This is a genomic window from Marinobacter sp., assembly GCF_039977835.1.
In the GTDB taxonomy this organism is placed as follows: domain Bacteria; phylum Pseudomonadota; class Gammaproteobacteria; order Pseudomonadales; family Oleiphilaceae; genus Marinobacter.
This window is the reverse complement of the sequence record NZ_JBDWCL010000064.1, coordinates 70,259-96,760: the sequence shown is the minus strand read 5'-3', so window position 1 is coordinate 96,760 and position 26,502 is coordinate 70,259. Positions and strand designations below refer to the sequence as shown.

The 26,502-nt window shown below is 58.2% G+C and carries 25 protein-coding genes; 9 read left to right on the top strand and 16 right to left on the bottom strand.

Features of this window, described 5'->3' with window-relative positions:
• The first annotated feature begins 26 nt into the window (after window positions 1-26).
• On the top strand, window positions 27-1,097 hold the full coding sequence (locus tag ABJM11_RS18255; protein ID WP_348294162.1) for an aminopeptidase: 1,071 nt from the start codon (window positions 27-29) through the stop codon (window positions 1,095-1,097).
• Here ABJM11_RS18255 and argA read toward each other — a convergent pair.
• From argA to coaBC, 7 genes are all read right to left on the bottom strand, one after another.
• Entirely contained in the window at window positions 1,068-2,378 is a 1,311-nt protein-coding gene (gene argA, locus ABJM11_RS18250; RefSeq protein ID WP_348294161.1) for an amino-acid N-acetyltransferase, read from the bottom strand. The two genes, ABJM11_RS18255 and argA, sit on opposite strands and share 30 nt — an antisense overlap.
• Before the next feature lie 18 nt (window positions 2,379-2,396).
• The gene (gene argE / locus ABJM11_RS18245) at window positions 2,397-3,557 is read right to left on the bottom strand and encodes an acetylornithine deacetylase (protein ID WP_348294159.1); all 1,161 of its coding nucleotides are present in this window, start codon (window positions 3,555-3,557) and stop codon (window positions 2,397-2,399) included.
• A 29-nt stretch (window positions 3,558-3,586) separates the two neighbouring features.
• A complete protein-coding gene (locus tag ABJM11_RS18240; protein WP_348294158.1) occupies window positions 3,587-4,840 on the bottom strand; it encodes an acetylornithine deacetylase in 1,254 nt (417 codons plus the stop codon).
• Window positions 4,841-4,860: 20 nt separating this feature from the next.
• Window positions 4,861-5,757 carry an acetylglutamate kinase gene (argB, locus tag ABJM11_RS18235; RefSeq protein WP_348294156.1) on the bottom strand — a complete coding sequence of 299 codons (897 nt, stop codon included), beginning with the start codon at window positions 5,755-5,757 and terminating at the stop codon, window positions 4,861-4,863.
• Between the two features lie 58 nt (window positions 5,758-5,815).
• Window positions 5,816-8,446 (bottom strand): phosphomannomutase/phosphoglucomutase, encoded by a 2,631-nt coding sequence (locus tag ABJM11_RS18230; protein ID WP_348294154.1) that lies wholly within the window; start codon window positions 8,444-8,446, stop codon window positions 5,816-5,818.
• 86 nt (window positions 8,447-8,532) lie between these two features.
• Window positions 8,533-8,994 carry a dUTP diphosphatase gene (dut, locus tag ABJM11_RS18225; RefSeq protein ID WP_348294152.1) on the bottom strand — a complete coding sequence of 154 codons (462 nt, stop codon included), beginning with the start codon at window positions 8,992-8,994 and terminating at the stop codon, window positions 8,533-8,535.
• 12 nt (window positions 8,995-9,006) lie between these two features.
• On the bottom strand, window positions 9,007-10,221 hold the full coding sequence (coaBC, locus tag ABJM11_RS18220; RefSeq protein ID WP_348294151.1) for a bifunctional phosphopantothenoylcysteine decarboxylase/phosphopantothenate--cysteine ligase CoaBC: 1,215 nt from the start codon (window positions 10,219-10,221) through the stop codon (window positions 9,007-9,009).
• A 140-nt stretch (window positions 10,222-10,361) separates the two neighbouring features.
• Here coaBC and radC point away from each other — a divergent pair, with 140 nt between their 5' ends.
• The 3 genes from radC (at window position 10,362) to rpmG (ending at window position 11,641) form a co-directional block, all read left to right on the top strand.
• On the top strand, window positions 10,362-11,036 hold the full coding sequence (gene radC / locus ABJM11_RS18215; protein ID WP_348294150.1) for a DNA repair protein RadC: 675 nt from the start codon (window positions 10,362-10,364) through the stop codon (window positions 11,034-11,036).
• Between the two features lie 201 nt (window positions 11,037-11,237).
• The gene (rpmB, locus tag ABJM11_RS18210) at window positions 11,238-11,474 is read left to right on the top strand and encodes a 50S ribosomal protein L28 (protein WP_027829915.1); all 237 of its coding nucleotides are present in this window, start codon (window positions 11,238-11,240) and stop codon (window positions 11,472-11,474) included.
• A gap of 11 nt (window positions 11,475-11,485) precedes the next feature.
• The gene (gene rpmG / locus ABJM11_RS18205; protein ID WP_007153739.1) at window positions 11,486-11,641 is read left to right on the top strand and encodes a 50S ribosomal protein L33; all 156 of its coding nucleotides are present in this window, start codon (window positions 11,486-11,488) and stop codon (window positions 11,639-11,641) included.
• Window positions 11,642-11,690: 49 nt separating this feature from the next.
• Here rpmG and ABJM11_RS18200 read toward each other — a convergent pair whose 3' ends face one another.
• The 3 genes from ABJM11_RS18200 to ABJM11_RS18190 all read right to left on the bottom strand — a co-directional run bounded on the left by ABJM11_RS18200 (window position 11,691) and on the right by ABJM11_RS18190 (window position 14,002).
• Window positions 11,691-12,551: an endonuclease/exonuclease/phosphatase family protein gene (locus ABJM11_RS18200; RefSeq protein ID WP_348294149.1), complete on the bottom strand. Its 861-nt coding sequence runs from the start codon at window positions 12,549-12,551 to the stop codon at window positions 11,691-11,693.
• A 62-nt stretch (window positions 12,552-12,613) separates the two neighbouring features.
• Entirely contained in the window at window positions 12,614-13,252 is a 639-nt protein-coding gene (locus ABJM11_RS18195) for a thiol:disulfide interchange protein DsbA/DsbL (protein WP_348294148.1), read from the bottom strand.
• 141 nt (window positions 13,253-13,393) lie between these two features.
• Window positions 13,394-14,002 carry a c-type cytochrome gene (locus ABJM11_RS18190; protein ID WP_348294147.1) on the bottom strand — a complete coding sequence of 203 codons (609 nt, stop codon included), beginning with the start codon at window positions 14,000-14,002 and terminating at the stop codon, window positions 13,394-13,396.
• Window positions 14,003-14,176: 174 nt separating this feature from the next.
• Here ABJM11_RS18190 and yihA point away from each other — a divergent pair, with 174 nt between their 5' ends.
• Entirely contained in the window at window positions 14,177-14,818 is a 642-nt protein-coding gene (yihA, locus tag ABJM11_RS18185) for a ribosome biogenesis GTP-binding protein YihA/YsxC (RefSeq protein ID WP_348294146.1), read from the top strand.
• 142 nt (window positions 14,819-14,960) lie between these two features.
• Here the strand turns inward: yihA and ABJM11_RS18180 are convergent, their stop codons facing one another.
• On the bottom strand, window positions 14,961-15,653 hold the full coding sequence (locus tag ABJM11_RS18180) for a TetR/AcrR family transcriptional regulator (RefSeq protein WP_348294145.1): 693 nt from the start codon (window positions 15,651-15,653) through the stop codon (window positions 14,961-14,963).
• Window positions 15,654-15,857: 204 nt separating this feature from the next.
• Here ABJM11_RS18180 and ABJM11_RS18175 point away from each other — a divergent pair, with 204 nt between their 5' ends.
• From ABJM11_RS18175 to coaD, 4 genes are all read left to right on the top strand, one after another.
• A complete protein-coding gene (locus ABJM11_RS18175; RefSeq protein ID WP_348294144.1) occupies window positions 15,858-17,303 on the top strand; it encodes a coniferyl aldehyde dehydrogenase in 1,446 nt (481 codons plus the stop codon).
• A gap of 191 nt (window positions 17,304-17,494) precedes the next feature.
• Complete coding sequence (locus tag ABJM11_RS18170; protein ID WP_348294143.1) at window positions 17,495-18,139, top strand: hypothetical protein; 645 nt, start codon at window positions 17,495-17,497, stop codon at window positions 18,137-18,139.
• A 29-nt stretch (window positions 18,140-18,168) separates the two neighbouring features.
• Window positions 18,169-19,764: a GMC family oxidoreductase gene (locus ABJM11_RS18165; protein ID WP_348294142.1), complete on the top strand. Its 1,596-nt coding sequence runs from the start codon at window positions 18,169-18,171 to the stop codon at window positions 19,762-19,764.
• Window positions 19,765-19,811: 47 nt separating this feature from the next.
• A complete protein-coding gene (coaD, locus tag ABJM11_RS18160) occupies window positions 19,812-20,294 on the top strand; it encodes a pantetheine-phosphate adenylyltransferase (protein ID WP_348294141.1) in 483 nt (160 codons plus the stop codon).
• A gap of 53 nt (window positions 20,295-20,347) precedes the next feature.
• Here the strand turns inward: coaD and ABJM11_RS18155 are convergent, their stop codons facing one another.
• From ABJM11_RS18155 to ABJM11_RS18135, 5 genes are all read right to left on the bottom strand, one after another.
• The gene (locus tag ABJM11_RS18155) at window positions 20,348-21,640 is read right to left on the bottom strand and encodes a DUF945 family protein (RefSeq protein ID WP_348294140.1); all 1,293 of its coding nucleotides are present in this window, start codon (window positions 21,638-21,640) and stop codon (window positions 20,348-20,350) included.
• Between the two features lie 67 nt (window positions 21,641-21,707).
• Entirely contained in the window at window positions 21,708-23,846 is a 2,139-nt protein-coding gene (gene ppk1, locus ABJM11_RS18150; protein WP_348294139.1) for a polyphosphate kinase 1, read from the bottom strand.
• Between the two features lie 59 nt (window positions 23,847-23,905).
• On the bottom strand, window positions 23,906-24,919 hold the full coding sequence (hemB, locus tag ABJM11_RS18145) for a porphobilinogen synthase (RefSeq protein ID WP_348294137.1): 1,014 nt from the start codon (window positions 24,917-24,919) through the stop codon (window positions 23,906-23,908).
• Window positions 24,920-25,040: 121 nt separating this feature from the next.
• Window positions 25,041-26,069 carry a lipase secretion chaperone gene (locus tag ABJM11_RS18140; RefSeq protein ID WP_348294136.1) on the bottom strand — a complete coding sequence of 343 codons (1,029 nt, stop codon included), beginning with the start codon at window positions 26,067-26,069 and terminating at the stop codon, window positions 25,041-25,043.
• Between the two features lie 146 nt (window positions 26,070-26,215).
• Window positions 26,216-26,437: a hypothetical protein gene (locus ABJM11_RS18135; RefSeq protein WP_348294135.1), complete on the bottom strand. Its 222-nt coding sequence runs from the start codon at window positions 26,435-26,437 to the stop codon at window positions 26,216-26,218.
• Window positions 26,438-26,502 lie beyond the last annotated feature (65 nt).

Sequence of the window (26,502 nt, the reverse complement as noted above, 5' to 3'; positions counted from 1 at the left end):
CCAGCAACAAAATAACAGCCTGAACCATGACACAGCTTAGTCAGATCTATCTTGTTATGCTACTGATAACGACACTTTCCGGGTGTACGACATTAGGCTATTACAGCCAGGCCGCCAGTGGCCATCTGTCACTGATGATGGCCACGCAATCGGTGCAGCAGTTGCTCGACGCACCCTCCACGCCACCGGCATTGCGGCAGAAACTTGCCGTGGCACATGACGCCCGTGAGTTTGCCGCTGCCCAGCTCGCGCTGCCCGTAGGCGATGCCTTCTCCAGCTATGCCGAACTTGGACGGCCATGGGTGGTGGTCAACCTGGTGGCGGCCCCGGAATTTTCTCTTGAACCCCATCGCTGGTGTTATCCGATTATTGGCTGCCAGGCCTATCGGGGGTACTACGAACTGGAGAGGGCGCAAGCGGAAGAACAGTCGTTCATTGCCCGGGGCTACGACACGTTTATCGGGGGTGTCACCGCTTATTCAACCCTGGGCTGGTTTGATGACCCACTGCACACCGGTTTCATTTCTCTGGCTGTTGACCGCATGGTCGCCCTCATGTTCCACGAACTGGCACACCGCGTGGTTTACATCAACGACGATACGGCCTTCAACGAGAGCTTTGCAACCGCCGTGGAGCTGGAGGGCCTGCGACTGTGGCTGGAGCGACAGGGTGACGACGACGGTTTCCGGCGTGCGCTGACGCGTCTGCACCAGCGCACTCAGACGCTCAGGCTGGTTGAGGCCGCGTCCGCGCAGCTGGAAGTGCTCTATGAGGAACGAGACACACGGCCCCAGGCCGAACTCCGGCAGCGAAAAGCACAGATATTCCAGAAGCTTCTGGAGGACTATCGCGCACTGTCGGCACGCTGGGACCAGCCAGGCCCCCTGGGAGACAATCCAACGGAGCTGAACAACGCCAACCTGGCTCTGTTCAGTCAGTACAACCAGCATGTGCCAGCCTTCCGACAACTGTTCCGCAATGTCGGTGGCAACTTCGAAGCCTTCTACGGGGCAGTGGAAAGCCTTTCCGGGCAACCCTATGAGAAGCGCCAGAAAACCCTGGCCAGACTAGGCCAGCACTTTCACGAAAACCTTTGAGTTACGCTGGGCGTTGTATGACGCCAGTTTGAGCCCGGGCAGCTCGCGTACAGTTGATGGCTGAAAACCCCGTTCCCGGAACCAGTGCTCAGTCTGAGTGGTGAGTGCGAACAACCGCTGTATACTCTGCCCCTTTGCCAGCTTCTCGATCATGGCAAGAAGCTCATCGCCGCGACCAGCACGACGGTAGGCCTGGTCCACCGCAAAACAGGAAAGCTCGCCTGCACTCTCATCAGGGTAGTGGTAAAGCGCTGCGCATCCCACAATTGTGCCGTCTCGCTCCGCCACCACAAAACTGCCAATTTCCGTTTCCAGCATTTCCCGGGAACGGCGGACCAGAATGCCCTGTTCCTCAAGCGGCTGAATCAGCTCCAGGATGCCCCCAATGTCTTCGACCCGTGCCTGACGAATCTGCTCGTAGTTATCACTGCTGACCAGGGTGCCGGAACCGTCGCGGGTAAAGAGCTCTTCCAGCAACGCGCCATCGTCCACGTAACTGATAATATGGGCCCGGCGTACGCCCCTGACGCAGGCATCACAGGCAGCTCGCAACAGATCGCCGTCGTGGCCCTGAACCATGCCGGCAGTCAGCCGGTCAGAGGCCTGCCGGGCGGACAGCTCACGCATCAGTTGACCGTCCTCGTCCAGCAGCCCCAGGTTCTCGGTAAACATGATCAGCTTCTCAGCCTGCAATGCGGCGGCAACCTGACTGCCTACATCCTCGTAGGACAGGTTGAAGGCATCACCGGTGGGCGAATACCCAAGCGGCGGCAAAAGCACAATGTGTCCCAGCTCCAGCAGCTTCTCGATACCGCCGACATCCACCCGGCGCACCCGACCGGTGTGGCCAAAATCGATTCCGTCCAGCACCCCTACCGGTCGCGCTGTTACATAGTTGCCACTGCTCACCCTGATCCGTGCGTTATGCATCGGTGAATTCACCAGCCCCATCGAGAGCCGGCTCTCCAGAAACGCCCGCAACCCCCCGATTGCCTCCAGCACCAGAGGGAGCTGCTGCTCCGGGGTTACCCGCAATCCCCGATGAAAGCTGGATTCTTCACCGGCGCTATCCAGCCTCGTTTGAATCTGGGGCCTCGCACCAAAAGCGACCACCAGCCTGATGCCCAAACTGCTGAGCAATGCTATGTCATGGATAATATTGATCAGATTGCCATGGATAATCGCATCGCCGCCTATCGTCAGCACCACCGTGCGACCACGGTGGGCATTGATGTAGGGCGATGAGTGGCGGAAGCCATGCAACCAGTCGTTCGATTTCAAGCTCTTCTCCTGCACGCCTTAAAGGCAGAATTCTTTGATCAGCCCTTTGAGAACCCTGACAGCCGGGTCCAGCTGTGATAATTCCAGAAATTCATCCGGTTGGTGGGCCTGATCAATATAACCGGGGCCCATGACAAGAGTTTCCAACCCCAATTTTTGCAACCAGGGTGCTTCCGTTGCGAAGGCTACGGCCTCTGCCGTATGGCCTGTCAGTTTTTCGCAGGCACGCACCAGTTGGGCATCTGCCGGCGTTTCAAACGGCGGTACGCCGTCAAACAACGGCTCGAATTCCATCGAAAGCTCGCGCTTTTTCGCCAATGGCTGCAGCTTATGGAGAATCTCCTCGCGCAGCGCCTTCATATCCATGCCCGGCAAAGGACGCAAGTCGAAGTGCAACTCGCAACGGGCGCAGATACGGTTGGGGTTATCGCCGCCGTGGATGCAGCCCAGGTTCATGGTGGGCACCTGGACCTTGAAATTGGGGTTGCTGTATTTTGCCTGCCAGCCTGCACGCATCGACAGCAGCTCACCCAGCGCCTCATGCATCCCTTCCATGGCGTTACGGCCCAGGGAGGGGTCTGAGGAATGACCGGACTGGCCTTCGAATACCAGCCGCTCCATCATGATGCCCTTGTGCATGCGCACGGGCCGCAGACCAGTGGGCTCTCCGATCACCGCATAACGGGCCTTGGGGCGACCTGCCTCAGCCAGGGCCCGGGCGCCGTTCATGGAGCTTTCCTCGTCAGCAGTGGCAAGAATAATAAGTGGCTGCTTCAGCTCCTCATCGGCGAAAGCCCTGGCCGCTTCAATGGCCAATGGGAAAAAGCCTTTCATGTCGCAGGTGCCCAGGCCGTACCAGCGGCCGTCCCGCTCGGTCAGAGTAAATGGGTCACTCTGCCAGCGTTTGTCGTCAAAAGGCACGGTATCCGTATGCCCGGAAAGCACCAGACCGCCGGCGCCGCTGCCAAGGGTGGCAATCATGTTGTATTTACCGGGCATGCCCGGCACTTCCAGCAGCTCGACATTGAAGCCCATGGGCTCGAGCCATTCCGCCAGAGTACGCACCACGGGCTCATTGCTCTGGTCCCACTCCGCAGAGGCGCTACTGATCGATGGCTGGGCGATCAGCTTTGTCAGCATTTCACGAACGCCGGGCAAATGTTGTGTGGATCCGGACATAATAAATAGTACTCCGCCCCGTCTGGGAGCTAGCGGGCCTGGCCCCGACGCCAGACCTCAAAAGTTGCAATCAGCCGGATGGCAAGGGGGTAGGCAACTTCGCCACCATCCATCAGCCGCGCGATTTCCATACGCGAGTCACCTACGCTCACCAGCCTGCCTTCGACAACGTTACCATTCTCCAGGGTGACTCTCACTGTCTGCCCTATCCAGCCGTCGGCATTCTCACTGGCGACAGAATTCCAACCTGCAACAATATCGACGCCTCCGTCACCATCGTCACCTGCTGTAACCGGCTCGAGCGGGACTTCTGGCCGCTCCGGCATCTTCGGCTCCACCCGGGTCAGATAGACGTCGGGCACTTCAGAACGGTTATAACGGACGTTCAGGCTGTTTCCTGCGGCTTGCTCGTCCTCTCGTACAGGCACCCCCCAAACCGGGGCCGATGGGTTCAACTCCAGGGTCAGTTCACCACCCTCGGTCAGCCACTGCCGATAGAGCGCCAGCAACTGTTCGCTGGCGCTGAATCCACGGGCCTTGAGCCCTTCGCTGAAGGCGCCCATGACAATGCTGGTCCATTCGTCGGTCTCTACTCCGGCTTCCCGGGAACAGTAGGCCGCTACCTGCCGCATCATGCCGCCGTCCCGCAGCGTCACACTGATCGCGGATGTCGTGGATTCCACAATGCCTGGCAAATCCAGCGGGTTGAGCCTCGCGCCGGGCCAGTTCACTTCCACGCTGCCGGTATCGACAGTGGTCAGTTCGCCATAAACACCGCCCGCACGCTGGGCAACGAGAGCTTCACCAGACACACCGGATATACCCAGCCTGAGCAGGTCGCCACTGCCAAGTTGTTGGCGATGATCGGGGCCGCAAACCGGGGAAAACAGGGCTGGCGCCTTTTCACTGCCGGCAGTGACCCAGTTACGGAACATGTTGCTGTCCAGCATCAGGTGCAGGTTTTCAGCCTGCAGGGACCATTCAGCGGGCAGGTCCGCCGGATCCAGCAGTGCGGTAAGCAACGCCAGGGGGGAACCCGCATCAACCATCAGGCGGCCGAACCCCACAGGCCTGGTCAGGCGAAAATCCTGATAACTGCCATTGCCCAATACCAGCCGACCTTCGATGCCGGAACGGATCTCGCCCCGATCAATGACGCCTGCTTCTTCAACCGCCTTGCGGGCCTCGGCAAGCCGCTGGTCTGCCAGCCACCACACCGCACCCTTGAACGACAGGTAGCCAATCAGGGCCAGGACAACCAAAAAGGTGAGCAGGCGCTTCATCAATCGTTCCTCTCGGGGAGTCAGTTACGGGAAATCAGCGTACCCACACCTTCATCCGTGAAGATTTCCAGCAACGTGGCATGGGCCACACGGCCGTCAATGATATGAGAGGTACGAACCCCGTTTTCGACCGCATCCAGGGCGCAGCGAATCTTCGGCAGCATGCCACCGTGGATGGTGCCGTCCTCAATCAGCTCGTTGACCTGCTTCACGGTCAGACCGGTCAGCACCTTACCTTCCTTGCTCTTGAGGCCGGAAACATTAGTCAGCAGGATCAGTTTCTCGGCCTTCATGGCCTCGGCCACCTTGCCGGCCACCAGATCCGCATTGATGTTATAGGATGCGCCATCGGGGCCAACGCCGATGGGTGCGATGACAGGAATCACATTGCTGCGGGTAAGCATTTCGATCACTTCCACATTCACACTGGCCACTTCGCCCACATGGCCAATATCAATAATCTCCGGGCGCTCAAGCTCGGGGGAGCGGTTCATGACTTCCAGCTTGCGGGCACGGATCAGGTTGGCGTCCTTACCCGTCAGGCCCACGGCAGTGCCGCCATGAGAGTTGATCAGAGACACAATCTGTTTGTTCACCTGACCTCCCAGCACCATTTCCACCACATCCATGGTCTGGCTGTCGGTGACACGCATGCCGTTCACGAAGTTGGACTTGATGTTGAGGCGCTCCAGCAACTCGCCAATCTGTGGGCCACCGCCGTGGACCACGATGGGATTGATGCCCACCAGCTTCATCAGCACCACATCCCGGGCGAAACTGCTTTTCAGCTCCTCGTTTTCCATGGCGTTGCCGCCGTATTTAATCACCACGGTTTTGCCGGTAAACCGCTGAATATAAGGCAGGCCCTTGCTCAGTACTGCCGCCACCTGCATTGCTGTTTCACGATCCAGAGCCATTCACATTGCCTTGTTGGTCAGAAGTCTCATCATTGGGTTTACGATTATTCCAGAGCCGTCAGAAATCCGCGACAAGATCCGGTGCCACTTTCTGCAGCTGTTCCCGGAAAACAGCCTTGATGCGCTCCAGCGCTTCTTCCGTCTCTGCCTCGAAGCGAAGCACCAGCGCCGGAGTGGTATTGGAAGCACGGCATAACCCCCAGCCATCGGTGTATTCCACACGAAGACCATCGATAGTGCTGATGTTTGCCTCACCAAAGTTGGCTTCTTTGCCCAGGCGCTCCATCAACGGGAACTTGGCCTCTTCCGGTACCGCTACGCTCAGCTCCGGCGTACTGATATCTTCGGGGAAATCCTCGAACACCTCGTCACAATGACGGTCCTCAATACCCAGGATTTCCAGAAGCCTGGCGGCGGAATACAAGCCATCGTCGAAACCCATCCAGCGCTCTCCGAAGAAAATATGGCCGCTCATCTCTCCGGCCAACAGTGCCCCGGTCTCCTTCATTTTCGCTTTCATCAGGGAGTGGCCTGATTTCCACATGACCGGTCGCCCACCGGCCTCGGAAATGACGCCCGCAAGACGGCGGCTGCATTTCACGTCATAAAGCACATCGGCACCCGGGTTACGCGAGACCACGTCCCTGGCAAAGAGCATCAGCAGCCGGTCGGGCCAGATGATCTTGCCGGTGTTCGTCACCACGCCCAGGCGGTCGCCATCGCCGTCGAAGGCCAGGCCAATATCTGCACCTTCGGCCTTCACCCGTTCGATCAGATCCGCAAGGTTTTCTGGCTTTCCAGGATCCGGATGGTGGTTGGGAAAACTGCCATCCACTTCGCAGTAAAGCGGGATGACCTCGCAGCCCAACTCTTCGATCAGCAGGGGCCCCAGCGCACCGGCAATGCCATTACCGGCATCCAGAACAACCTTCAGGGGAGCTGCAACCGCAATGTCACCAACGATGCGGTCCAGATAGGCTCGGCGCACATCTTCCGAGGACTGGCTGCCGTGACCGCTGGCGAAGTCGCCGGTACGGATTCGCTGTAACAGTTTCTGGATGGCTTCACCGGAGAGGGTTTCGCCCCCCAGCATGATTTTGAGGCCGTTATAATTGGCGGGATTGTGGCTTCCAGTGACCATGACGCCGGAGCCGGTATCCAGTTCATGGGTTGCAAAATAGAGCACCGGGGTTGGTACCGCGCCCACCTGAATCACATTGCATCCGGTCGCCATGACGCCCCTGGCCAGGGCGTCAGCCAGCTCAGGGCTGGAATGACGTCCATCATAGCCAATACACAGACGGTCCTGACCACGCGCCATGGCCTCGCTGCCAATGGCCCGGCCAATCACCGTCACGATATCGGGGGTCAGGGTCTCGCCAACGATGCCACGGATGTCGTAGGCGCGGAATATGGTGTCCGACACCTCTGCTGCAGGCAGCTGCACCTCCTCAACATCCGGCGTATCGTCCGAGCCACCGGTACCACCAAATCCGAGCACATCATCATCACCGTCCAGCATATCAATGTCGAGCATGTCCTTATCCTGGAACAGCGGCTCATCGGCGGCGGGCTTTGGCGCCTGTCCGCCGCTGGCCGCCTTTGGACGCGCTGACTCGCCGGCCTTGGCCACCCGCTTTTCCACCATCTGTGAGAGTCGGTGAAGCACTTCAGCAGTCGACGCCACCATATCCCACTTCAGCGTGGGCGGCTTTATTCTTTCGCCACCAAACACCTTGTGAGCCCACTGGATCAATGCGGTCACATCCTGCCGCAGACCTCTCTGGGCATTGCCCAGCAGCAGCCAGACAACAATCGCTGCAATCAACGCAGGAACCAGTATCAGGATAATTGCCAGTGTACTGTTGAGGAGCGGAGCCGGTGACGAAGCGGGGCGGTACTGAAGTTCCCAGTCCGGGTTGGTCAGATCACGTGTCTGTACCGGGCCACTCCCGCTCCCCTGGCTCACAATGGTGCGATTTGCGCCGTTAACGGACTGTACCAGAGAGAACTGCCCCCCCAGCGCCTCATTGACGCCCGACATCAGTGGCTGCAACTGCGCAGTGCTGAAAACAACCAGCACACTGCCGGCGACCGCGCGGCTCTGTGGATTGCGGACCGGGGCTGCCATCTGCAGGTACCATTGTCCGTCCCGCGGGAACGCGTCCGGGTAAAGCCTCTGACCGGTTTCAGCCCGCCTTGCCAGGTCCAGACCGGCAAAGCCCAGGGTAGGCTCGCTGGCACTACGCGGAATCTCCCCGTACGGGAACAGATACACCGCCTCGATCCCCGGCAAGGTACCAGCAAGATCCGAGGCAGTATCGTCAATGGACGCCTCCCCACGCAGCGCGGCCCGGACATGATCCTGGGCGGCGATGCCCTCCACCGCAGACTGAAGCAGCGAAAGCTGTTGATTGATCCGGATTGCGACCGTATCAGCCTCCAGAGCAGCCTGCATGTCATAACGACGGGCCTCGGAAGGTGCGGCCAAAAGGAAGTGAATCAGCGCAGCTGCTACCGCCCCGGCTATGACAACAACCAGAGCCTGGCTGACAGAAACAGAACTCAGTCGTTTATGACTCGGGCCAGATGTGGATTTTCTGTCTTTGCTCTGTTTTTTTGCCTGTTTCCTGGCTGGATTCTTTTCAGGTGCGGCCTCGTCAGAGTTCTTCTTTTTGCCAAGCTTCATAGTCCATCCTGCAGGTGTTATTTTCGCCCGGATTCTTCATTTATCAGGGAAGTATAGCCCCTGAATACGGTTCTGCGCGTGCAAGCTCAGCGGGTGCCTGTGGAACCGAACCCGCCGTCCCCGCGCTGGCTGGCATCAAAAACAGACACCACTTCAAAGTCTGCCTGCACCACAGGCACCAGCACCAGTTGGGCAATGCGCTCGCCTACCTCAACGGTGAATTCGGTTTGCCCGCGATTCCAGCAGGACACCATCAGCTCGCCTTGATAGTCGGAGTCAATCAGTCCCACCAGGTTGCCCAGCACGATGCCATGCTTGTGCCCAAGCCCGCTGCGGGGAAGAATCATTGCTGCCAGAGACGGGTCGGCGATGTGTATGGAGAGCCCGGTCTTTATCAGCTCGGTCTGCCCCGGTTTCAGGGTAAGAGGTGCATCAAGACAGGCGCGCAGATCAAGACCGGCAGAGCCTTCTGTGGCGTAATGGGGAAAAGGCACGGTATTGCCAATCCGGTCATCGAGAATGCGTACCTGAAACGTTCTTCGGGTCATCGATTTTCCTTGTCAGAAAGCGCCGGCGGGGCCAGCCTTTTCGGTGAGTTGATCTGCAATCAGGGTAATCAGCCGTTGCGCAATGATCGCCTTGGTGTCAGGTCCTATGGATTCCCGGCCCTCGGGCCAGAAGGCGGTAACGGCATTACTGTCGCTATTGAACCCCAACCCTGGCGCCGAGACGTCGTTGGCCACGATCATATTGAGCTTTTTTCGTGTCAGTTTGTCGAGGGCGTAGCGCTCTACATCACGAGTTTCCGCAGCAAAGCCAACGGCGAACGGCGCATCGTCCCGGGCAGCTATGGTCGCGAGGGTGTCGGGGTTGCGCACCAGTGAAAGACTCATATTCTCGTTCGATTTCTTGATCTTGTCACCGGCGCAGGCGTCGGGGCGATAGTCCGCTACTGCCGCGGTCGCAATAAACAGGTCGCAACCCTCATCGACCGCCCGGCCAGCCTCTTCCAACATATCCTGCGCGGTCGTAACCCCGCGAACCTCGACACCGGCTGGAGCGGCAATGGCCACCGGCCCGCTGACCAGGACCACCTGCGCACCAGCCGCACGGGCAGCCGCTGCAAGGGCATAACCCATCTTGCCGGAACTATGGTTACTGATATAGCGCACCGGGTCGATAGGCTCCCGGGTCGGGCCGGCCGTGATCACCACCCGTTTGCCCGAGAGCGGACCCAGGGCAGCACCGGCGATCAGGTCATGCAGCGCTGCAGCCTCGAGCATTCTTCCCGGCCCTACATCACCACAGGCCTGAGAGCCCTGATCAGGCCCCCAGAGGCTGACCTGCGGGTCCGATTCCAGCAGGGCAATATTGCGCTGCGTGCGGCCATTACTCCACATTGCCTGATTCATCGCCGGGGCTATCGCGATCGGTGCCTCTGTGGCGCAGCACAGAGTGGTCAGTAGATCATCCGCCATCCCCTGGGCCAGGCGAGCGATGAAACCGGCCGAGGCAGGCGCAATCACCACCTGATCCGCCCATTTCGCCAGCTCAATATGCCCCATGCCAGACTCAGCTTCCGGATCCAGCAATGACGTCCTGACCGGTTCACCACTGAGGGCCTGGAAAGTGAGCGGGGTAACAAAGGCTTCCGCACCGCGGGTCATCACCACCCGGACTTCATGGCCGGATTTTTTCAGCAGCCGGACCAGTTCCGCACTCTTATAGGCGGCAATACCGCCGGTCACGCCCATCAGGATTCGCTTAGCGGCCATAACGGCTCCGTATCCATCACAAAATGAAAGGCTTATAAGATACCATGACAGAGCGCTGCCGGCAGCCTGTCCGGCATGGTAGAATTCGGTGGATGTCGCAAGCGCAGGAAGCGCAAACCACAACTGAAAGGATTCAACCCATGCCCAACACCGACTGGCCCTGCGACGAACGGCCACGGGAACGACTGCTGGCCCACGGGGCCGGAAGTCTGTCCGACGCAGAACTACTGGCCATTTTTCTCCGCACCGGCACACCGGGGATGCCTGTCATGGCCCTGGCCCGCCACCTGACTGAGAACTTCGGCGGCCTGCGCGGCCTGATGACCGCCTCCAGACGGCAATTCTGCGGAATAAAAGGCCTGGGAACTGCAAAATACGCCCAGGTACAGGCCGCCATGGAAATGGCCCGCCGGGTAATGGATGAACCTCTGCGCCAGGGCGACCCGCTACGCTCTCCCGAAGACACCCGCCGCTTTCTCTGTAGCCGGCTTGGCACCTACCCCCATGAAGTCTTTTCCGGGCTCTTTCTTGACAACCGACACCGGGTCATCCAGTACCGGGAACTGTTTCGGGGCACCATAGATGGCGCGGCCGTCTATCCCAGGGAGGTGGTCAGGCAGGCTCTCGAGTTCAATGCGGCGGCGGTCATATTCGCCCATAACCACCCCTCCGGGGTTGCAGAGCCCAGCCAGGCCGACATATCCCTGACCCGGCGATTGAAGGAAGCACTGGGACTGGTGGATATCAGGGTTCTTGACCATATGGTTGTCGGCCATGGTGAGGTAATATCCCTGGCTGAACGGGGACTGATGTAGGCCGGCCCGGATTTCACCGGGAAACTGGCCAAATTCCCAACAATTTTTTGCGTTGGGGCGGCAGTTCTGGTATAAAAGCGTCCCTTTACTGGCGGCGTCTGGCGGGCAGCGTGCAATTTTGCGGCGCAGGTAGCGACCAGAGACGCAATTAAACGAATTAAATACGCATTTTCAGGACCAAAGCTCAGGTCGGAGGCAAGTATGTCCAGAGTCTGTCAGGTTACCGGTAAGCGACCGGTCACCGGTAACAACGTTTCTCACGCGATGAACCACTCACGTCGTCGTTTTCTGCCCAACCTGCAGAATCATCGTTTCTGGGTTGAATCAGAGAAGCGCTTCGTAAAGCTGCGCGTATCCACCAAGGGTATGCGTGTTATCGACAAAAAAGGCATTGACGCTGTGCTGGCCGATCTTCGTGCCCGCGGCGAGAAATTTTAAGGAGCCGCATCATGCGCGAGAAAATCAAGCTGGTTTCATCAGCAGGTACTGGTCACTTCTACACGACCAACAAGAACAAGCGTAACACCCCGGAAAAGATCGAGATCAAAAAGTATGATCCGGTTGTCCGCAAGCACGTTGCGTATAAGGAAGCCAAGATCAAGTAAGATCATGGCGACCACAAAAAACCCCGGCCACAGCCGGGGTTTTTTGTGCCTAAAAGGTTTCCAGGTAGCCCTTTGGCAACTTGATATCCATGGCGATCGGCAAATGATCCGACACCGGGTAGCTGACAACCTCCGAGCGCCGTATCTCCAGGCTCGGGCTTACCAGAATATGATCCAGTGCCCGCTCCGGGCGCCAGCTGGGAAAGCTGTGGGCGGTCTCTGGCAGCGGGACCAGGTTGGAATGCTTCAGCGGGGTGTTTCTGAGCAATTCCTCCGCATGATTGTTGAGATCACCCATCAGAACCACATGCTGATAGTGAGCAATCAATTCCTGAATATAAGCCAGTTGGCGTTGCTGGGCCGACTTGCTGAGAGACAGGTGCATCATCACCAGCACCAGCGGATCTTCCTCTACCCCATAGCGCGCCACGATGGCCCCACGGCCCGGAATCAGCCCCGGTAACCGGTGCTCGGTAACATCCAGCGGCCGGTAGCGGCTGAGCAGACCATTGCTGTGCTGTGCCAGCTGCCCCAGGTTACGATTCAGCTGTTGATGCCAGTAAGGAATGCCCGACGCTTCTGCCAGGTACTGTACCTGATTGATGTAGCCGCTGCGCAGGCTGCCACCATCGCATTCCTGCAACGCGACCACATCGTAGTTGCTGAGCAGCGTGGCGATACGATCCAGGTTCTGGATTCGCTTGCTGTGGGGGAGAAAGTGCTGCCAGCTGCGGGTGAGGTAGTGACGGTAAGAAGACGTGTTGATGCCGACCTGGATATTGAATGTCAGCAGCCGGATATGGCGGTGGGCCTCAAATTCCGGAACATGGGCATCACCAGAACAGGTTCCGCGAGGCCCGTTCGTTGACTTTAGAATACCATTCAGCTGCTTGCGAATACGGTTATACATTGTGATGGCAGCTCTGACTCAGGATACGGCCCGGCTACGGTATCGTAATCGGGCCCTGGCAATTACTGGTCCTGGCCTTCACGTTCCTTCTCAACCAGGTAATCAACAACCTCCAGCACTTCTTCATGGCCACCCGCCATTGAAGCAGTGACACGATATTTACCATTAACAATCATAGTCGGTGTACCGGTTACTCGCGCGCCTCGGATCTTGGCCTGAGCCTGCTGCATTTTCGCATTCACACCGAAGCTGTTGTAATTATTGAGGAATTCCTCGCCATCCACGCCGTGATTTGCCACGAAGTCAGCCAGGGCCTCCCCTGAGTTCAGCGGACGGCGCTCCCCCGCCAGTGCCTTGAACAGGGCATCATGAACCTTGTCCAGTTCGCCCATTGTCTGCAAGGCATAAAAAGCCTTGGCATGGGGCTCCCAGGAGCTACCCAGGGCAGCGGGGATGTTTACGTAGTTAACGTATTCCGGGCTGCTCTCCACCCAGTTCTCGATCAGGGGCTTGAAGGTATAGCAGTGAGGGCATCCATACCAGAACACTTCAGCCACCTCGACACCGTTGTCACTGGCAGTTCTGACCGGGTTATCCAGCTCCTGGTAGTGCTTTCCCTCTTCCCAGGTTGCAGCGCTGGCATGGACCACAAAAGACATGGCCAGAATGGATAATGCGGCGTTCCGGACGAGTCCGATCATTTATTATCTCCGGTTATCAAGTTGGACGATTAGAGAGGATTATGACCCAGCAGGCCTGAAAAGTTCCACCAGGGAGGGATTAAAGAGCGGCAACTAACAAAAAACCCCGCCAGGGCGGGGTTTTAAACTGATCTGTTCCGATTAGTTGAGGCCCGAAACGTAACTGGCTACAGCTTCGATCTCGGCATCGGTCAGTTTGGCAGCAACATCCATCATGACCGAGGCGTTACGGCCGCCGTCGCGCTCTCCGTCACGGTAGGCCTTGAGCTGCTTTTCAACATATTCTGCAGTCTGACCACTGAGCCTGGGGTAACCCGCAGGTTCGTTACCAATGCCCCTCGGGTTATGACAGCCGGCACAAGCCGGAACACCGGAAGCCATGTTGCCGCCGCGGTAGAGCGCCTGCCCCTCCTCGACCAGATCAGGATTGGCCTGAGCTATAGTCATATCCTGCTCATTGAAGTACGCAGCAAGGTCCTGAAGCTCCTGGTCGGACATGTTGTCCAGCAGGCCAGTCATCTCTGGAATCTCGCGATCCTTGTCCTTGATCAGCACCAGCTGTTGGTGAAGATATTTTTCTCCGACGCCGGAAAGCTTTGGATACACAGCCATCACCGGCTTTGATCCGCCCTGGCCATGGCAACCGGCGCACACCGCTGCATTTGCTTCGCCTGCTTCAGGATCTCCTGCCCCGTGAGCCATCGCTGTGAGGCCAACACCGAGAACAACTCCTGCGATCAGTTTCTTCATGCTCGCTCCGCTTCTCTCATCCAAAAGTATTCTTCGTTATGCAGCCGGCAGGCACTGGCCTGAAAGGCACAAACCGGGGCTGATCAGCAGCAACGCGCAGCGTGCTGCCCGGATTTGGTGTAGCATTATACATTAATCCCTGATAACTGAAATCCAATAGGAATATCAACACCCGTGTCATCTGACCTGACTCAAAAAAGCATCTCGTTTAACAGCGCCCGCTTTCTGACCAGCGCCTCGCGCCTGGAGGAATGTCCTCCTGACCATGGCGCCGAAGTCGCCTTTGCCGGGCGCTCGAACGCGGGCAAATCCAGCGCGATCAACTGCATTACCACCAATGGCAAACTGGCCCGCACCAGTAAAACCCCGGGGCGCACCCGCCTGATCAACTTCTTCTCCCTCAACCGGGAACACTGCCGGTTGGTGGACCTGCCCGGCTATGGCTATGCCAAGGTTTCCCGGGACATGAAAGATGACTGGCAGAAACATCTGGGCCACTACCTGAACGACCGCCGCTGCCTGCGTGGGCTGGTGCTGGTCATGGACATCCGCCACCCGCTGACCGATTTCGACCAAATGATGGTGGAATGGTGCGAACATAACAAGCTTCCGCTGATGATTCTGGCCACCAAAGCCGACAAACTGAAATTCGGACAGGCCAAGACGGCAATGCTCAACATTGCGAGAAAACTGGAGGGGCTGGAATGCCTGCATCACCTGGTCATGTTCTCCGCCACCTCCAAGCGAGGCCTGGATGAAGCCAGGGATGCGCTTACCCAATGGCTGGAAGAAGACCAACCCGAGGCGCTGGACTAACTATCCACCCATAAAAAAACCGGCCTGCATGACAGGCCGGCGAAACGTCAGGGTTTGCGACGTGCTAAAACCTGAGAACTCACTCAGGCGACACCGTGAATGTCCGAATTCCCGATGTCGTAATTAGTGACACGCCAGTTGATCAAAAGTTCCCCAATCTCTGCTCCGTTCCTGAAGTGTCTGCAGACTCGGGGAGACTTGGACGGTATTTTTCCCGCAATGCCATCACCTGCTCCCGATAATCTGCCGTCAGATAGGGGATTTCGAGAGTCAGCACCTGATAGATACCCTGCTTCAACTCTGTCAGAGTCAGGCTGTTCGACTCCTCAAGGGCGTGGGCCGTTTTCAGAAAGGCCATCCAGTTGGTAATAACCAGCCATACGTTCAGTGACATCGCCGAGCGCAGTTCGTCAGGCTGGGGCTGGATAATCCCCGCATCGGCCAGTTTCTCGAATATTCTGCTGATTGCCGCCAGGCAGCGGTTGGTAAATTCCCGGTAGTCCTGGCGCAGCCGACGATCGCTGTCGAGGAGGTACTCCAGATCCCGGTGAAAGAAGCGGTAACTCCAGAGCCCGTCAAACACAGATTCAAGATAAAACGTCAGGTCTTCCAGGGTAATAGGCCGGTCTTCCGGAATATCAAGGTAGAAGTCCACCAGCTTTTCATACTCAAGAAAAATCTCGTAGATGATGTCGGACTTGTTCCGGAAATGGTAATAAAGGTTACCCGGCGAAATCGCCAGGTGAGCAGCAATGTGATTGGTGGTGATATTGCGCTCGCCCCTCTCGTTGAACAGTTCCAGGCTCGAAAGAAGAATTTTGTCTCGGGTTTTCATAGGCTCTGCAATGCGTTGTTGTGTGTGGGATGGCCCGATCCGCCATCCGGTCGCCTTGACTCACTAGAGTATATACTCTAATAATAGCCCCAAGCGCAAACTGAATACTTTTTCGCCAAGGCGATTTCCGGCCCCACCGCCAGGGCCGCAGACAATGAACAAGATGCCCCGGCCACACGGCCGGCGTCGCGAGGAGAGAGCGATATGGTTGCCACCGTTGTCCAGCTTACCGAAAGCAAGAAGCAGATCCAGCATACTCACCGTGTGTTCGACGACCAGAAAAAGGCATTCCGCAATAATCCGATGCCGTCACTGACCGAGCGCCAGGAGCATCTGAAAAGGCTTAAGCGGGTACTGATGACCAACCAGGACAGACTGCTGGACGCCATTGATCGGGATTTCAGCTGCCGCTCGAAGGACGAATCGCTGATTGCAGAGGTTATGCCTTCTATTCAGGGCATCAATTACGCCCTGAAGAATCTTGAAGGCTGGATGAAGCCATCCAGGCGGCATGTGTCGGTGCTGTTCCAGCCCGCCAGCAACCGTGTTCACTACCAGCCCAAGGGGGTTGTGGGTGTAATCGTTCCCTGGAACTACCCGTTGTATCTGGCGGTGGGCCCGCTGGTGGCATCGCTGGCAGCGGGCAACCGCACCATGATCAAAATGTCGGAGTTTACGCCCCACACCTCTGCCCTGTTCCGGGAGATTATCGAGTCTGCATTCCCGGAGGACCTGGTCAGTGTCATTAATGGTGAAGCCGATGTGGCGGCGGATTTCTCCAGCCGGCCTTTTGATCACCTGCTGTTCACCGGTTCTACCTCGGTAGGAAAGCTGGTTATGCGTGCGGCGGCGGAGAACCTGACACCGGTAACCCTGGAGTTGGGCGGCAAGTCACCAGCCATTGTTTCTCCTGATGTGCCCATGGAAGATGCTGCCCAGCGCATTGCCTTCGGCAAGGCCCTGAATGCGGGCCAGACCTGTGTGGCGCCCGACTATGTACTGTGCCCGGCTGACCGGGTGCAGGCATTTGTGGATGAATACCGCAACCAGTTCGCCAAGATGTACCCTGGCCTGCGCGACAATGACGATTACACGGCGATTATCAATGAGCGCCAGTATGACCGGTTGCAGGGGTATCTTGAGGATGCCCGCAACAAGGGCGCGGAGCTGATTGAGATCAATCCGGCCAGCGAGAACATGAAGGACGGCACTCGCAAGATGCCGATAACGCTGGCGCTGAAGACGACGCCGGACATGAAGATCATGCAGGATGAAATTTTCGGGCCGATCCTGCCGGTGGTCAGTTACGGCAACCTGGATGAGGCGATTCACTACATCAACGACCGCCCTCGCCCGCTGGCACTGTATTTCTTCGGCTACGACAAGTCGCTGCAGCAGCATGTGGTCGACAATACCCACTCTGGCGGTATGTGTATCAATGATGCGCTGATGCATGTTGCCCAGGATGACCTGCCGTTCGGTGGCGTGGGCGACTCGGGGATGGGTCATTACCACGGCAAGGAAGGTTTCCTGACGTTCTCCCATCATCGCGCAATTTTCAGCAAGCAGAAGTTCAATAGTGGCAAGTTTGTGTATGCGCCTCACGGTACCAGGGCGCACAAGATGGTATACAAGTTGTTTATTCGCTGAACATTCCGGCTTCGCTGGTGGGAGCCGGTAAGAAGGGCCGTCCGGAACACGCCGTTAATACGTCCATGTAGGCTCCTAAAAAACATCCATGTTTTTTAGGGTTCCGGACGGCCCTTCTCACCAGCTCCTGCAAGCTGGGGAATGGTCTGCAATAAAGAAAAGCACAAGACAATAAAAACAAGAGAGTATTTATGCCTGAAATCCTTCCTCAATCCGTGCATGCGGATATTGCCGACACCACCATGGACCGCCGAAGTTTCCTTCGCACGGGGCTTGGTGGTGCCATGTTCCTGGGAACGGTGAGTGTAACGGCCGGCCTGTCCGGGTGTGCCACAACGCCAGCGGGACGGGATTACCCCATGCCGGAGGCGATGGACCAGAGCTATGAGTTCCGGTTTCTCACCCGTGACGACATTGTGCTGTTCAAGGCCCTGCTACCAGCTATGGTCGGTCCTGGTCTGACCGAGGAACCAGTGGTCCGGCGACAACAGGTTCAGGCCACGATTGAGCGTATTGATGCCGGCATCCACCAGTTTGGCCCCGCCAACCAGAAAGAGCTCCGTGGGTTGTTTGATCTGCTCAATTTCGGGCTGACACGGGTGACGGTGGCTCGGGTGTGGTCCAGTTGGGAGAACGTCAGCGCGGAAACCGCCCATGCGTTCCTGGAGCGCTGGCGCACCAGCGGCATTGGGCTGTTCAACAACGGCTACATCGCGTTAACCAAGGTCAGTAACGTGGCGTTTTATGGCCACCAGGACCATTGGCACCTTTCCGGGTACCCCGGGCCTCCCGCGTTTGCCGTGGATGCCCTGCCCCAGTTCAAAGACAACGCCTGAGCGCCCCACCTGCCTATCGGAGTATTTCAATGTCACTAACGGATCGTATTGCTCGTGGGCTTGAAGCCGGCTGGAAGGTCACCGACGGCGCCACCCTGTCACAAAACCAGACCCATGAAGCGGATGTTGTGGTGATCGGCACCGGTGCCGGTGGTGGCACCACGGCGGAAATACTGGCCAGGGCGGGGCTGTCGGTGATTCTGGTGGAGGAAGGCCGGCTCTATTATCAGAAAGACTTCAAGATGAACGAGCTGGACGCCTACGCATCACTCTACCAGGAAGGCATGAGCCGGGTTACCAGCGATGGCGCCATCGCCATTCTGCAAGGCCGCTGTGTGGGAGGGTCCACTACAGTGAACTGGACCTCCAGCTTCCGTACGCCAGAGCCAACCCTGAATTACTGGACCAGCCGCTTCGGGCTTGATGACCTGAGCCCGGACGCTATGCGGCCCTGGTTCGATGGCCGTGAGACGCGGCATAACATCGAACCCTGGTTGACCGATCCCAACGTCAATAACGACATCCTGCGCCAGGGCTGTGAGGCACTGGGCTGGTCCTGGGAAGTGATTCCCCGCAACGTCAAGGGCTGCTGGAACCTGGGCTATTGCGGCGTGGGCTGCCCCACCAATGCCAAGCAGGGGGCGTTAACCACCACCATTCCCGGCGCCCTTGACCATAATGCTCGCCTGTTCCATGGCCTCAGGGCTGACAAACTTGTGATGACAGAAGACCGCATCGACCATTTGCAAGCCTCTGCCATGGCCGCCGACGGGGTGACCCCTTCCGGTATCACCGTGGAACTGAAAGCAAAGCACTTCGTGGTGGCCGCCAGTGCTATCGGCTCGCCGGGACTGCTGCTGCGTTCCGAGATTCCTGACCCTCATGGCCGCATCGGCAAACGCACCTTCCTGCACCCGGTCAACGCGACAGTGGCTGAAATGCCGGAAACTGTGGAGCCGTACTACGGTGCTCCCCAATCGATCTACTCGGACGAATTCAACTTCTCCCGTGGCGTGGACGGCCCCGCCGGCTTCAAGCTGGAAGTACCACCGCTACACCCGGCCATGTCTGCCGGGGTAGTACCCGGCCACGGGCAACAACAGGTCAATGATCTATCAAAACTGCCGCGAATGAACTCCGTCATCGCCCTGTTGCGCGACGGTTTTCACCCCGAGAGCCCCGGCGGCACCGTGAGTCTTCGCGATGACGGTAGCCCGATACTGGACTACCCGGTCACCGACTACCTCTGGCGTGGCCTGAAAGACGCCTTCTACAAAATGGCCGAAATCCAGTTCGCCGCCGGTGCCCGCAAAGTCCGTCTCATGCATCTGGACTCCCCGTGGTACAGCACCTGGGCCGATGCCAAAGCCGGCATCGACAACCTGGCCATGGAGCCGCACCGTGTCCGCCTGTTCACTGCCCACCAGATGGGCGGCTGCGGCATGGGCAGCAACCCGGAAGAATCTGTCGTCAACGGCTTCGGCGAACATCACCAGGTCGCCAACCTGAGCATCCATGACGCCTCTGTCTTCCCGACAAGCATCGGCGCCAACCCGCAACTGTCGGTTTATGCACTGGCCGCGAGAAACAGCACGAGGCTGGCCCACAGGTTGAGTTCATCATAGGCGGGAAGGCTGCTATCCTGTGCGCTTCCGGTGAAAAGGAGCTCCGAATGCCAAAAGTCATCTACCCGGGTACATTTGACCCGATCACCAACGGCCACACCGACCTCATCGAACGCGCCGGCCGCCTCTTCGACGAAGTAGTCGTCGCCATTGCCTACAATCCGAAGAAGTCGCCACTGCTGACCCTGGAAGAGCGTTGTGAACTTGTTGCCCAGGCCACCTCCCACCTGCCCAATGTCAGCGTTACCGGCTTCAGCAACCTGCTGGCAGACTTCGTACGGGAACAGGGTGCTACCGTTATCCTTCGCGGCCTGAGAGCCGTCTCTGACTTTGAATACGAGTTCCAGCTTGCGGACATGAACCGGCGCCTGGCGCCGGAAGTGGAGAGTATCTTTCTGACACCGGCCAACCACCTCTCCTATATCTCTTCCACCCTGATCCGGGAGATTGCCTCCCTGGGAGGGGACATATCAGAATTTGTCGACCCGGCCGTGGAAGCGGCACTCAAGGAAAAGTTCGACAAGCATTAAATCGGGGAGAGAGGATGTCCTGCTGCCCTTGCATGGGCAGCAGGACGGGGAAATCAGAACAACGGCGGTAACGGGATAAGGTTGCCATTGATGTCCAGGGCAAGGTCTTCCAGTTTGCCCTGAACCCTCAGACGGTCTCCTTCCTGCACCACCATTCCCTGTTTTATCAGCGGCGCTACCTGCATTCCCAGCTCTGGATACTGTTCTACCAGCGCCAGCGGCATACTCAGGTCCAGGTTACCCGTCAGCCGTTGCATCACCATCATCATCTGGTCCTTCTCGTCATCTGACAACGACGGATGCTGGAGCATGATTTCACCCTTCACCGGCCCGTGAGGCGTGGCAAACGACAGCGTCGGAAAGCCAAACGTGAAACCTTCCCCGGCAAGACCCAACAACGCCTGATTGATGCGGTTCATGGAGGCCATCTGTTGCTGCATCACGGCCCGGGAATCACCACCGGAAGCGGTCAGTGCTGCCGTCTGCATGTCCGTCATTGCTGTGGTCAGATCATTCCAGCTCTGCACATCCAGACCGCGGAATACGAACTCCATGCGATGGGGCCCAAAGTTCATATCGTCTGCGGTAACCGTCTCCAGCGTCATGACCGTCTCCGAGCCAATGCTCTCGCCATCTTCCTCGGTAACCGTCTCGCTCCGGACTTCCAGGTCGTCAAACCGCAGCGTGGGCTCGCCCCGGGAAGCCACTTCAAAACCACTCAGCGACATATCGCCATCACCCAGCCAGACACCTCCGGTAAGATGGTCCATGGTCTGCTCGAGGCGGAAATCTTCGATACTGACACGAAGGTCAGGTGCCCGGATGACAGCTCCCGGCCAGAGCATGAGAATGTCCGCGTGGGAGCCGCTGTCAGTGATTTCGGCGCGGCTGTAGCTTTCCGACATATCGAAGGATTCGCCGGTTTCCTCATTGATCACGCTTATCGCCGGAACGGTCAGCTCAACGATGGCCGTGCCCCAAAGACGGGTTTCAAGAGTCAGCCTGGGCTTTTCCTCCGGAAAGAGCTTTTCTACCTGGGTGCCAAGCTCACTGGGCGGTGAAAAATCCAGCAGACTGCCAGTAACCCCATGGCTTACCCTCGCCTGGTACTCGAACTCATGCTCTTCGCCGGTATCCGGATTCTGAACCGAAAGGGTGCCGGTAAACTCAGCACCCAGATAACCCCGGTCGTAATTCCGCGTTTCCAGCTGGAACAGCGGTTGGGCCTGATTCACTTCCGTGGTGACAGCCTGCCACTGCTGTTCTGTGACATAGCCCACCATCCAGGGGGCGCCTACACCAACCGCCAGCAGTGCGGCGCCGGCAACCATCCATTGTTTTTTCAACTGCCTGTTCTCCATTACAACGCCCGCGCGCCCCTGCTCAACGGTCGCAGGGAGGCACCGGTTATTATTATTTACCGGTCAGGCGTTCCAGCAGAACCAATTGCGATGCCAGACGGTCTTCACCTTCTGCCGGCTGATTCTGGATGTAACTGCCGTCGGGCTGCAACACCCACGACTGGCAGTTGTCCGCCAGGTAGGTATCCAGGTCTTCACGCACCCGCGCGATGAGTGCCGGGTCTTCGATAGGAAAGGCTGTTTCAACCCGACTCAGCAGGTTTCGCTCCATGCCATCCGCACTGGAGCCGTAGACTTCCGGGCGGCCATTATTGCCGAAGTAATAGACCCGCGTATGTTCCAGAAACCGCCCGATAATAGACCGCACGCGGATATTATCCGACAGTCCCGGCACTTCCGGTCGCAGGCAACAGATGCCACGAATGATCAGGTCTATTTTCACTCCGGCCCGGGAGGCCCGGTAAAGCGCCTTGATCAGCTCACGCTCGGTCAGGGCGTTGAATTTGAGAATAATACGCCCTTTTTCACCAAGTTCCGCTTCCCGCTCTACCAGCCCCAGCAGACGGCTGTGCAGGGTAAACGGGGAATGGAACAGCTTCTTGATCTTCAGTGCCTTGCCCATACCCGTAAGCTGCTGGAACAGCTTGTTGACGTCGTCACCAATAGACTCGTCGCAGGTCATGAAACTGTAGTCGGTATACAGACGGGCATTCCCCGCGTGGTAGTTACCTGTGCCCAGGTGAACATAGCGGCGCAGCTTCCCCTCTTCGCGCCGCACAATCAGGATCATCTTCGCGTGGGTTTTGTAGCCTACGACACCATAGACCACAATAACCCCTGCCTCCTGCAGGCGGCTGGCCAGTTCCAGGTTTTCCGCTTCACTGAAACGGGCCCGGAGTTCGATAATGGCGGTCACTTCCTTGCCTCGACGGGCCGCGTCCATCAACGCTTCAACAATTTCTGAGTCGGCGCCGGTACGGTACAGGGTCTGGCGAATGGCCAGCACCTGGGGATCCTTGGCGGCCTGGCGCAACAGATCGACCACCGGGCTGAAGTTTTCAAAGGGATGCAACAACAGCAGCGGACGTTTGCGAATGGCGTCAAACATCGTCTCTTTGGTGCGGATCTGGCGCGGAATCGACGGAGAAAACCCGGAATAGGTCAGGTCCTGACGATCCACCAGGCCACCCACGGCCATCAGGCGGGTGAGGTTAACCGGCCCGTGCACCTGATAGAGGTCACGGTCAGTTAGACCAAACTCACGCAGCAGGAAATGAACCAGCTCTTCCGGGCAATTATCCGCGACCTCCAGGCGCACACCATCACCGAAGCGGCGGCTCAGAAGCTCGCCGCGCAGGGCCGAGGCAAGGTCTTCCAGATCGTCTTCCAGCTCAAGGTCGGCGTTGCGCGTCAGGCGGAACTGATAGCAGCCTTTCACCTCCATCCCCGGGAACAGCTCGTCGGCATGGGCGTGGATCATCGAGGACAGGAAAACCAGGTTATCGCCGCCGTTGCAGACATCGTCCGGTAAACGCACCAGGCGTGGCAACGAGCGGGGTGCCGGCACAATGGCCATTCCGGTTTCCCGGCCGAAGGCATCCTTGCCATCCAGCTCGACAATGAAGTTCAGGCTCTTGTTCACCAGACGCGGGAACGGATGTGACGGATCGAGCCCGATCGGGCTGACAACCGGCAGAATTTCCTCGTCGAAATACCGACGCACCCAGTCCGCCTGAGCCTCCGTCCACTCACGGCGACGCACAAAATGGATGTTCTCCTGCTCCATCTCGGGAATCAGTACATTGTTGAGGATGTCGTACTGTTCCCGGATGTATTCGTGCGCCACGCGGCTGATTTCGCCCAGCACCTGTTCCGGCATCATGCCATCGGAGCCCAGGGTTTCCCGGCCGTACTTGATCTGCTGACGCAGGCCGGCCACCCGGATTTCGAAGAACTCGTCCATATTACTGCTGAAAATACAGCAGAACATCAGCCGGTTGATGAGTGGGTGGGTGGTATCCAGGGCCTGCTTGAGCACACGGTAGTTGAACTGAAGCTGGCTCAGTTCGCGGTTGAAGTAATTTTCCTGGGCCGCCACATCAACGTCACTGCCGGGGGCCGGCACTTCCACCGGCGCCGGTACGTTTTTGTCATCCACGGCCTTCAGGTTATTTGCAGAATCGGTACTCATTGCTGACTGTTTCCATTGCCAGGGGGCCGGTAGGACTCCCTGATTGTGACTGACGCCGGTCAGGGGCGGCTGCGCATCAACCGGGCCGCCCTGACGGCAAAATAGGTAAGGATGGCGTCGGCGCCCGCACGGCGCATGGCCATCAGGCTTTCCATCATGACCGCATCACCGTCAAGCCAGCCATTTTCCGCCGCCGCCATGTGCATGGCGTATTCACCGCTAACCTGGTAGACAAACGTTGGCACCTGCAGCTCATGCTTTACCCGGTGCACGATATCCAGATACGGCATGCCCGGCTTGATCATCACCATGTCCGCGCCTTCGGCGATGTCCATGGCCACTTCGTGTAATGCTTCGTCGCTGTTGGCCGGGTCCATCTGATAGGTGGCCTTGTTACCCTTGCCGAGGTTTCCGGCGGAACCCACCGCATCCCGAAAAGGTCCATAGTAGCTTGAGGCATACTTTGCAGAATAGGCCAGGATTCTGGTATTCACATAGCCGGCAGACTCCAGCGCCTCCCGGATAGCAGCAACCCGACCATCCATCATGTCCGACGGAGCCACAATATCCGCTCCGGCATCCGCGTGGGACAGCGCCTGGTTGACCAACGCCTCCACGGTCATATCATTCAGTACGTAACCGTCGTTATCGATGATGCCATCCTGGCCGTGGGTGGTGAACGGGTCCAGTGCCACATCGGTAATAACGCCCAGTTCAGGCTGGGCCTTTTTCAGGGCTCGCACGGCCCGTTGCGCCAGGCCATCGGCGTCCCAGCCACCGGAACCGGACAGGTTCTTGTGCTCTGTCGGAACCACCGGGAACAGCGCGATTGCCGGTATCCCCAGGTCAACCAGTTCTGCCGCCTGCTCCACCAGCAAATCAATGCTCAGGCGTTCCACGCCGGGCATGGAAGGCACGGCCTCACGCTGCCCGTCACCCTCCAGTACGAAGACCGGGAAAATCAGGTGATCAGCGCTGAGCTGATTTTCCCGCACCAACCGGCGGGAAAAACTGTCAACCCGGTTGCGGCGCAGACGAGTGGCAGGGAAAACACGGTTTACCGACGAGCTCACGGAACACCTCCTGTGGCAAATGGAGCACAATACGGCTCCATCATACACGCCCGCAAGCAGCGGTGGCAGGGCCGGCGGGTGAACATGAGACTCAGAGTGTCATGGCCCGATGACCGCACTGTTACCGGATGGAATCCAGGGCTTCCGCCCGCAGCTTTTCCACACCTTCGAAGTAATGGTCCCGGAGTGCGTCGATGGCGGCTTCGCGTTCAGGCCCCGCAACACCGAGGTTATCAAGCCCGGCGAGTTCCTCACTGTAGGCCTGCCATTTATTGTCCCAGGCCTGCTGTTCCGCTTCCGCCTGCTCCAGCCGGCGAGCGGCATCCTCTCCAAAATGTGCTTCCCGCCAGGCGCTCAGTGCTTCCGGGTCATCGGCGAACTCCGAGCGGGCCCTGTGGTAGTCGGTAAACTTGCGGGTTTCCCGGCGGGCTTCGCGTATCGGCTCTGGTAATGCCTGCTCGGCCCGTGCCAAAGCCTGCTCCCGCTCATTATCGGAAAGGCTGTCGTCAGTCCGGATACGCAACTGTTCTGCCTGGAAACGGTCTATGGCCTCGTCGCTTGCAAAAAAAGCCTCGGCGGTCCGCGCATCCATCCAGGCGCGCCGCAAGGCATGGATTTCCGCCATTTTCTGCTGCATTTCGTCAGGGTCCGGGGCTACCGCATTGCCATAGGAGATTTCCAACTCCCCTAATGCGAGCTTGTAGTCCAGATAATCCCCCAGGATGGCCAGGGCTTCGCCGCGGGCCGGCTCCTCCAGTCTGGCAAGCGCCTGTTCAATGCGGGCCACCAGGTGAGGCAGAGTTTCCTCTCCCAGAGCTGCAAGATAGTACTCGAACAACTGGCGCAATTCGGGCGTAGGAACCAGAGAGCCATTGCGGTCGGTTTCGGCCCAGCCGTCAGGCACGCTGGTGCCCTTCAGTGAGGCCGGCACTTCATCCGGCACGGAAACACCGGCATCACCAACCAGCTGTGACGGCATTTCGCCCTCTCCGGCCAGGCTCAGGGAAACATCAGGCTGACCACTGGCATCCGTAGAGCCAGCGCTGTCATCCGGTGCCCCGTCCTCATCGCTGAGATAGATAACCGTGCCTGCAAACAGGGTGGCCATGGCGATAAGCGCGACCGTTGCAAAACGAAGCAGTCCTTTCATTTAAAAGCTGTCGACCCTGAGGTTAAGAACTATTCTGCTGATGGCAGCATAGAGGAACGGAAGGTACGGCGGTGAGACCGGCGTCAAAACAACCACAAAACGACGGCGGTAAACTGGCCGCAGCACGGGGCTACGGCCAGAGAAATTCAGAGAGAGCGATTATTGAAGCCGACCTCTACCTTTCGGGGGGAATCCGAACGGAACGTCGTATCAACTTCCTCAATTCTGCCACCCTGGCTCAGGAATGATTCAATATCCTGCTGGAGCTGGGCACGAATACGTGCTCGGCCGGCAATGGAATGTGTATCATCACTGTCATGTGTCCAGCTACCGGATTGCTCCAGATTGCTTTCGTCGAATTCACTCATGATTTTCTCCATCAACGAAAACAGCACAACGAGCGCGCCAAGCCAGTTCCGGCGGGCCGCCCCAT

Bases quoted from the DNA above. Each gene is read 5' to 3' on its own strand.
- ABJM11_RS18255 (WP_348294162.1), top strand. From the start codon at position 27: ATGACACAGCTTAGTCAGATCTATCTTGTTATGCTACTGATAACGACA.
- argE (WP_348294159.1), bottom strand. From the start codon at position 3,557: ATGTCCGGATCCACACAACATTTGCCCGGCGTTCGTGAAATGCTGACA.
- ABJM11_RS18240 (WP_348294158.1), bottom strand. From the start codon at position 4,840: ATGAAGCGCCTGCTCACCTTTTTGGTTGTCCTGGCCCTGATTGGCTAC.
- argB (WP_348294156.1), bottom strand. From the start codon at position 5,757: ATGGCTCTGGATCGTGAAACAGCAATGCAGGTGGCGGCAGTACTGAGC.
- ABJM11_RS18230 (WP_348294154.1), bottom strand. From the start codon at position 8,446: ATGAAGCTTGGCAAAAAGAAGAACTCTGACGAGGCCGCACCTGAAAAG.
- dut (WP_348294152.1), bottom strand. From the start codon at position 8,994: ATGACCCGAAGAACGTTTCAGGTACGCATTCTCGATGACCGGATTGGC.
- coaBC (WP_348294151.1), bottom strand. From the start codon at position 10,221: ATGGCCGCTAAGCGAATCCTGATGGGCGTGACCGGCGGTATTGCCGCC.
- radC (WP_348294150.1), top strand. From the start codon at position 10,362: ATGCCCAACACCGACTGGCCCTGCGACGAACGGCCACGGGAACGACTG.
- rpmB (WP_027829915.1), top strand. From the start codon at position 11,238: ATGTCCAGAGTCTGTCAGGTTACCGGTAAGCGACCGGTCACCGGTAAC.
- rpmG (WP_007153739.1), top strand. From the start codon at position 11,486: ATGCGCGAGAAAATCAAGCTGGTTTCATCAGCAGGTACTGGTCACTTC.
- ABJM11_RS18200 (WP_348294149.1), bottom strand. From the start codon at position 12,551: ATGTATAACCGTATTCGCAAGCAGCTGAATGGTATTCTAAAGTCAACG.
- ABJM11_RS18195 (WP_348294148.1), bottom strand. From the start codon at position 13,252: ATGATCGGACTCGTCCGGAACGCCGCATTATCCATTCTGGCCATGTCT.
- ABJM11_RS18190 (WP_348294147.1), bottom strand. From the start codon at position 14,002: ATGAAGAAACTGATCGCAGGAGTTGTTCTCGGTGTTGGCCTCACAGCG.
- ABJM11_RS18180 (WP_348294145.1), bottom strand. From the start codon at position 15,653: ATGAAAACCCGAGACAAAATTCTTCTTTCGAGCCTGGAACTGTTCAAC.
- ABJM11_RS18175 (WP_348294144.1), top strand. From the start codon at position 15,858: ATGGTTGCCACCGTTGTCCAGCTTACCGAAAGCAAGAAGCAGATCCAG.
- ABJM11_RS18170 (WP_348294143.1), top strand. From the start codon at position 17,495: ATGCCTGAAATCCTTCCTCAATCCGTGCATGCGGATATTGCCGACACC.
- ABJM11_RS18165 (WP_348294142.1), top strand. From the start codon at position 18,169: ATGTCACTAACGGATCGTATTGCTCGTGGGCTTGAAGCCGGCTGGAAG.
- coaD (WP_348294141.1), top strand. From the start codon at position 19,812: ATGCCAAAAGTCATCTACCCGGGTACATTTGACCCGATCACCAACGGC.
- ppk1 (WP_348294139.1), bottom strand. From the start codon at position 23,846: ATGAGTACCGATTCTGCAAATAACCTGAAGGCCGTGGATGACAAAAAC.
- ABJM11_RS18140 (WP_348294136.1), bottom strand. From the start codon at position 26,069: ATGAAAGGACTGCTTCGTTTTGCAACGGTCGCGCTTATCGCCATGGCC.
- ABJM11_RS18135 (WP_348294135.1), bottom strand. From the start codon at position 26,437: ATGAGTGAATTCGACGAAAGCAATCTGGAGCAATCCGGTAGCTGGACA.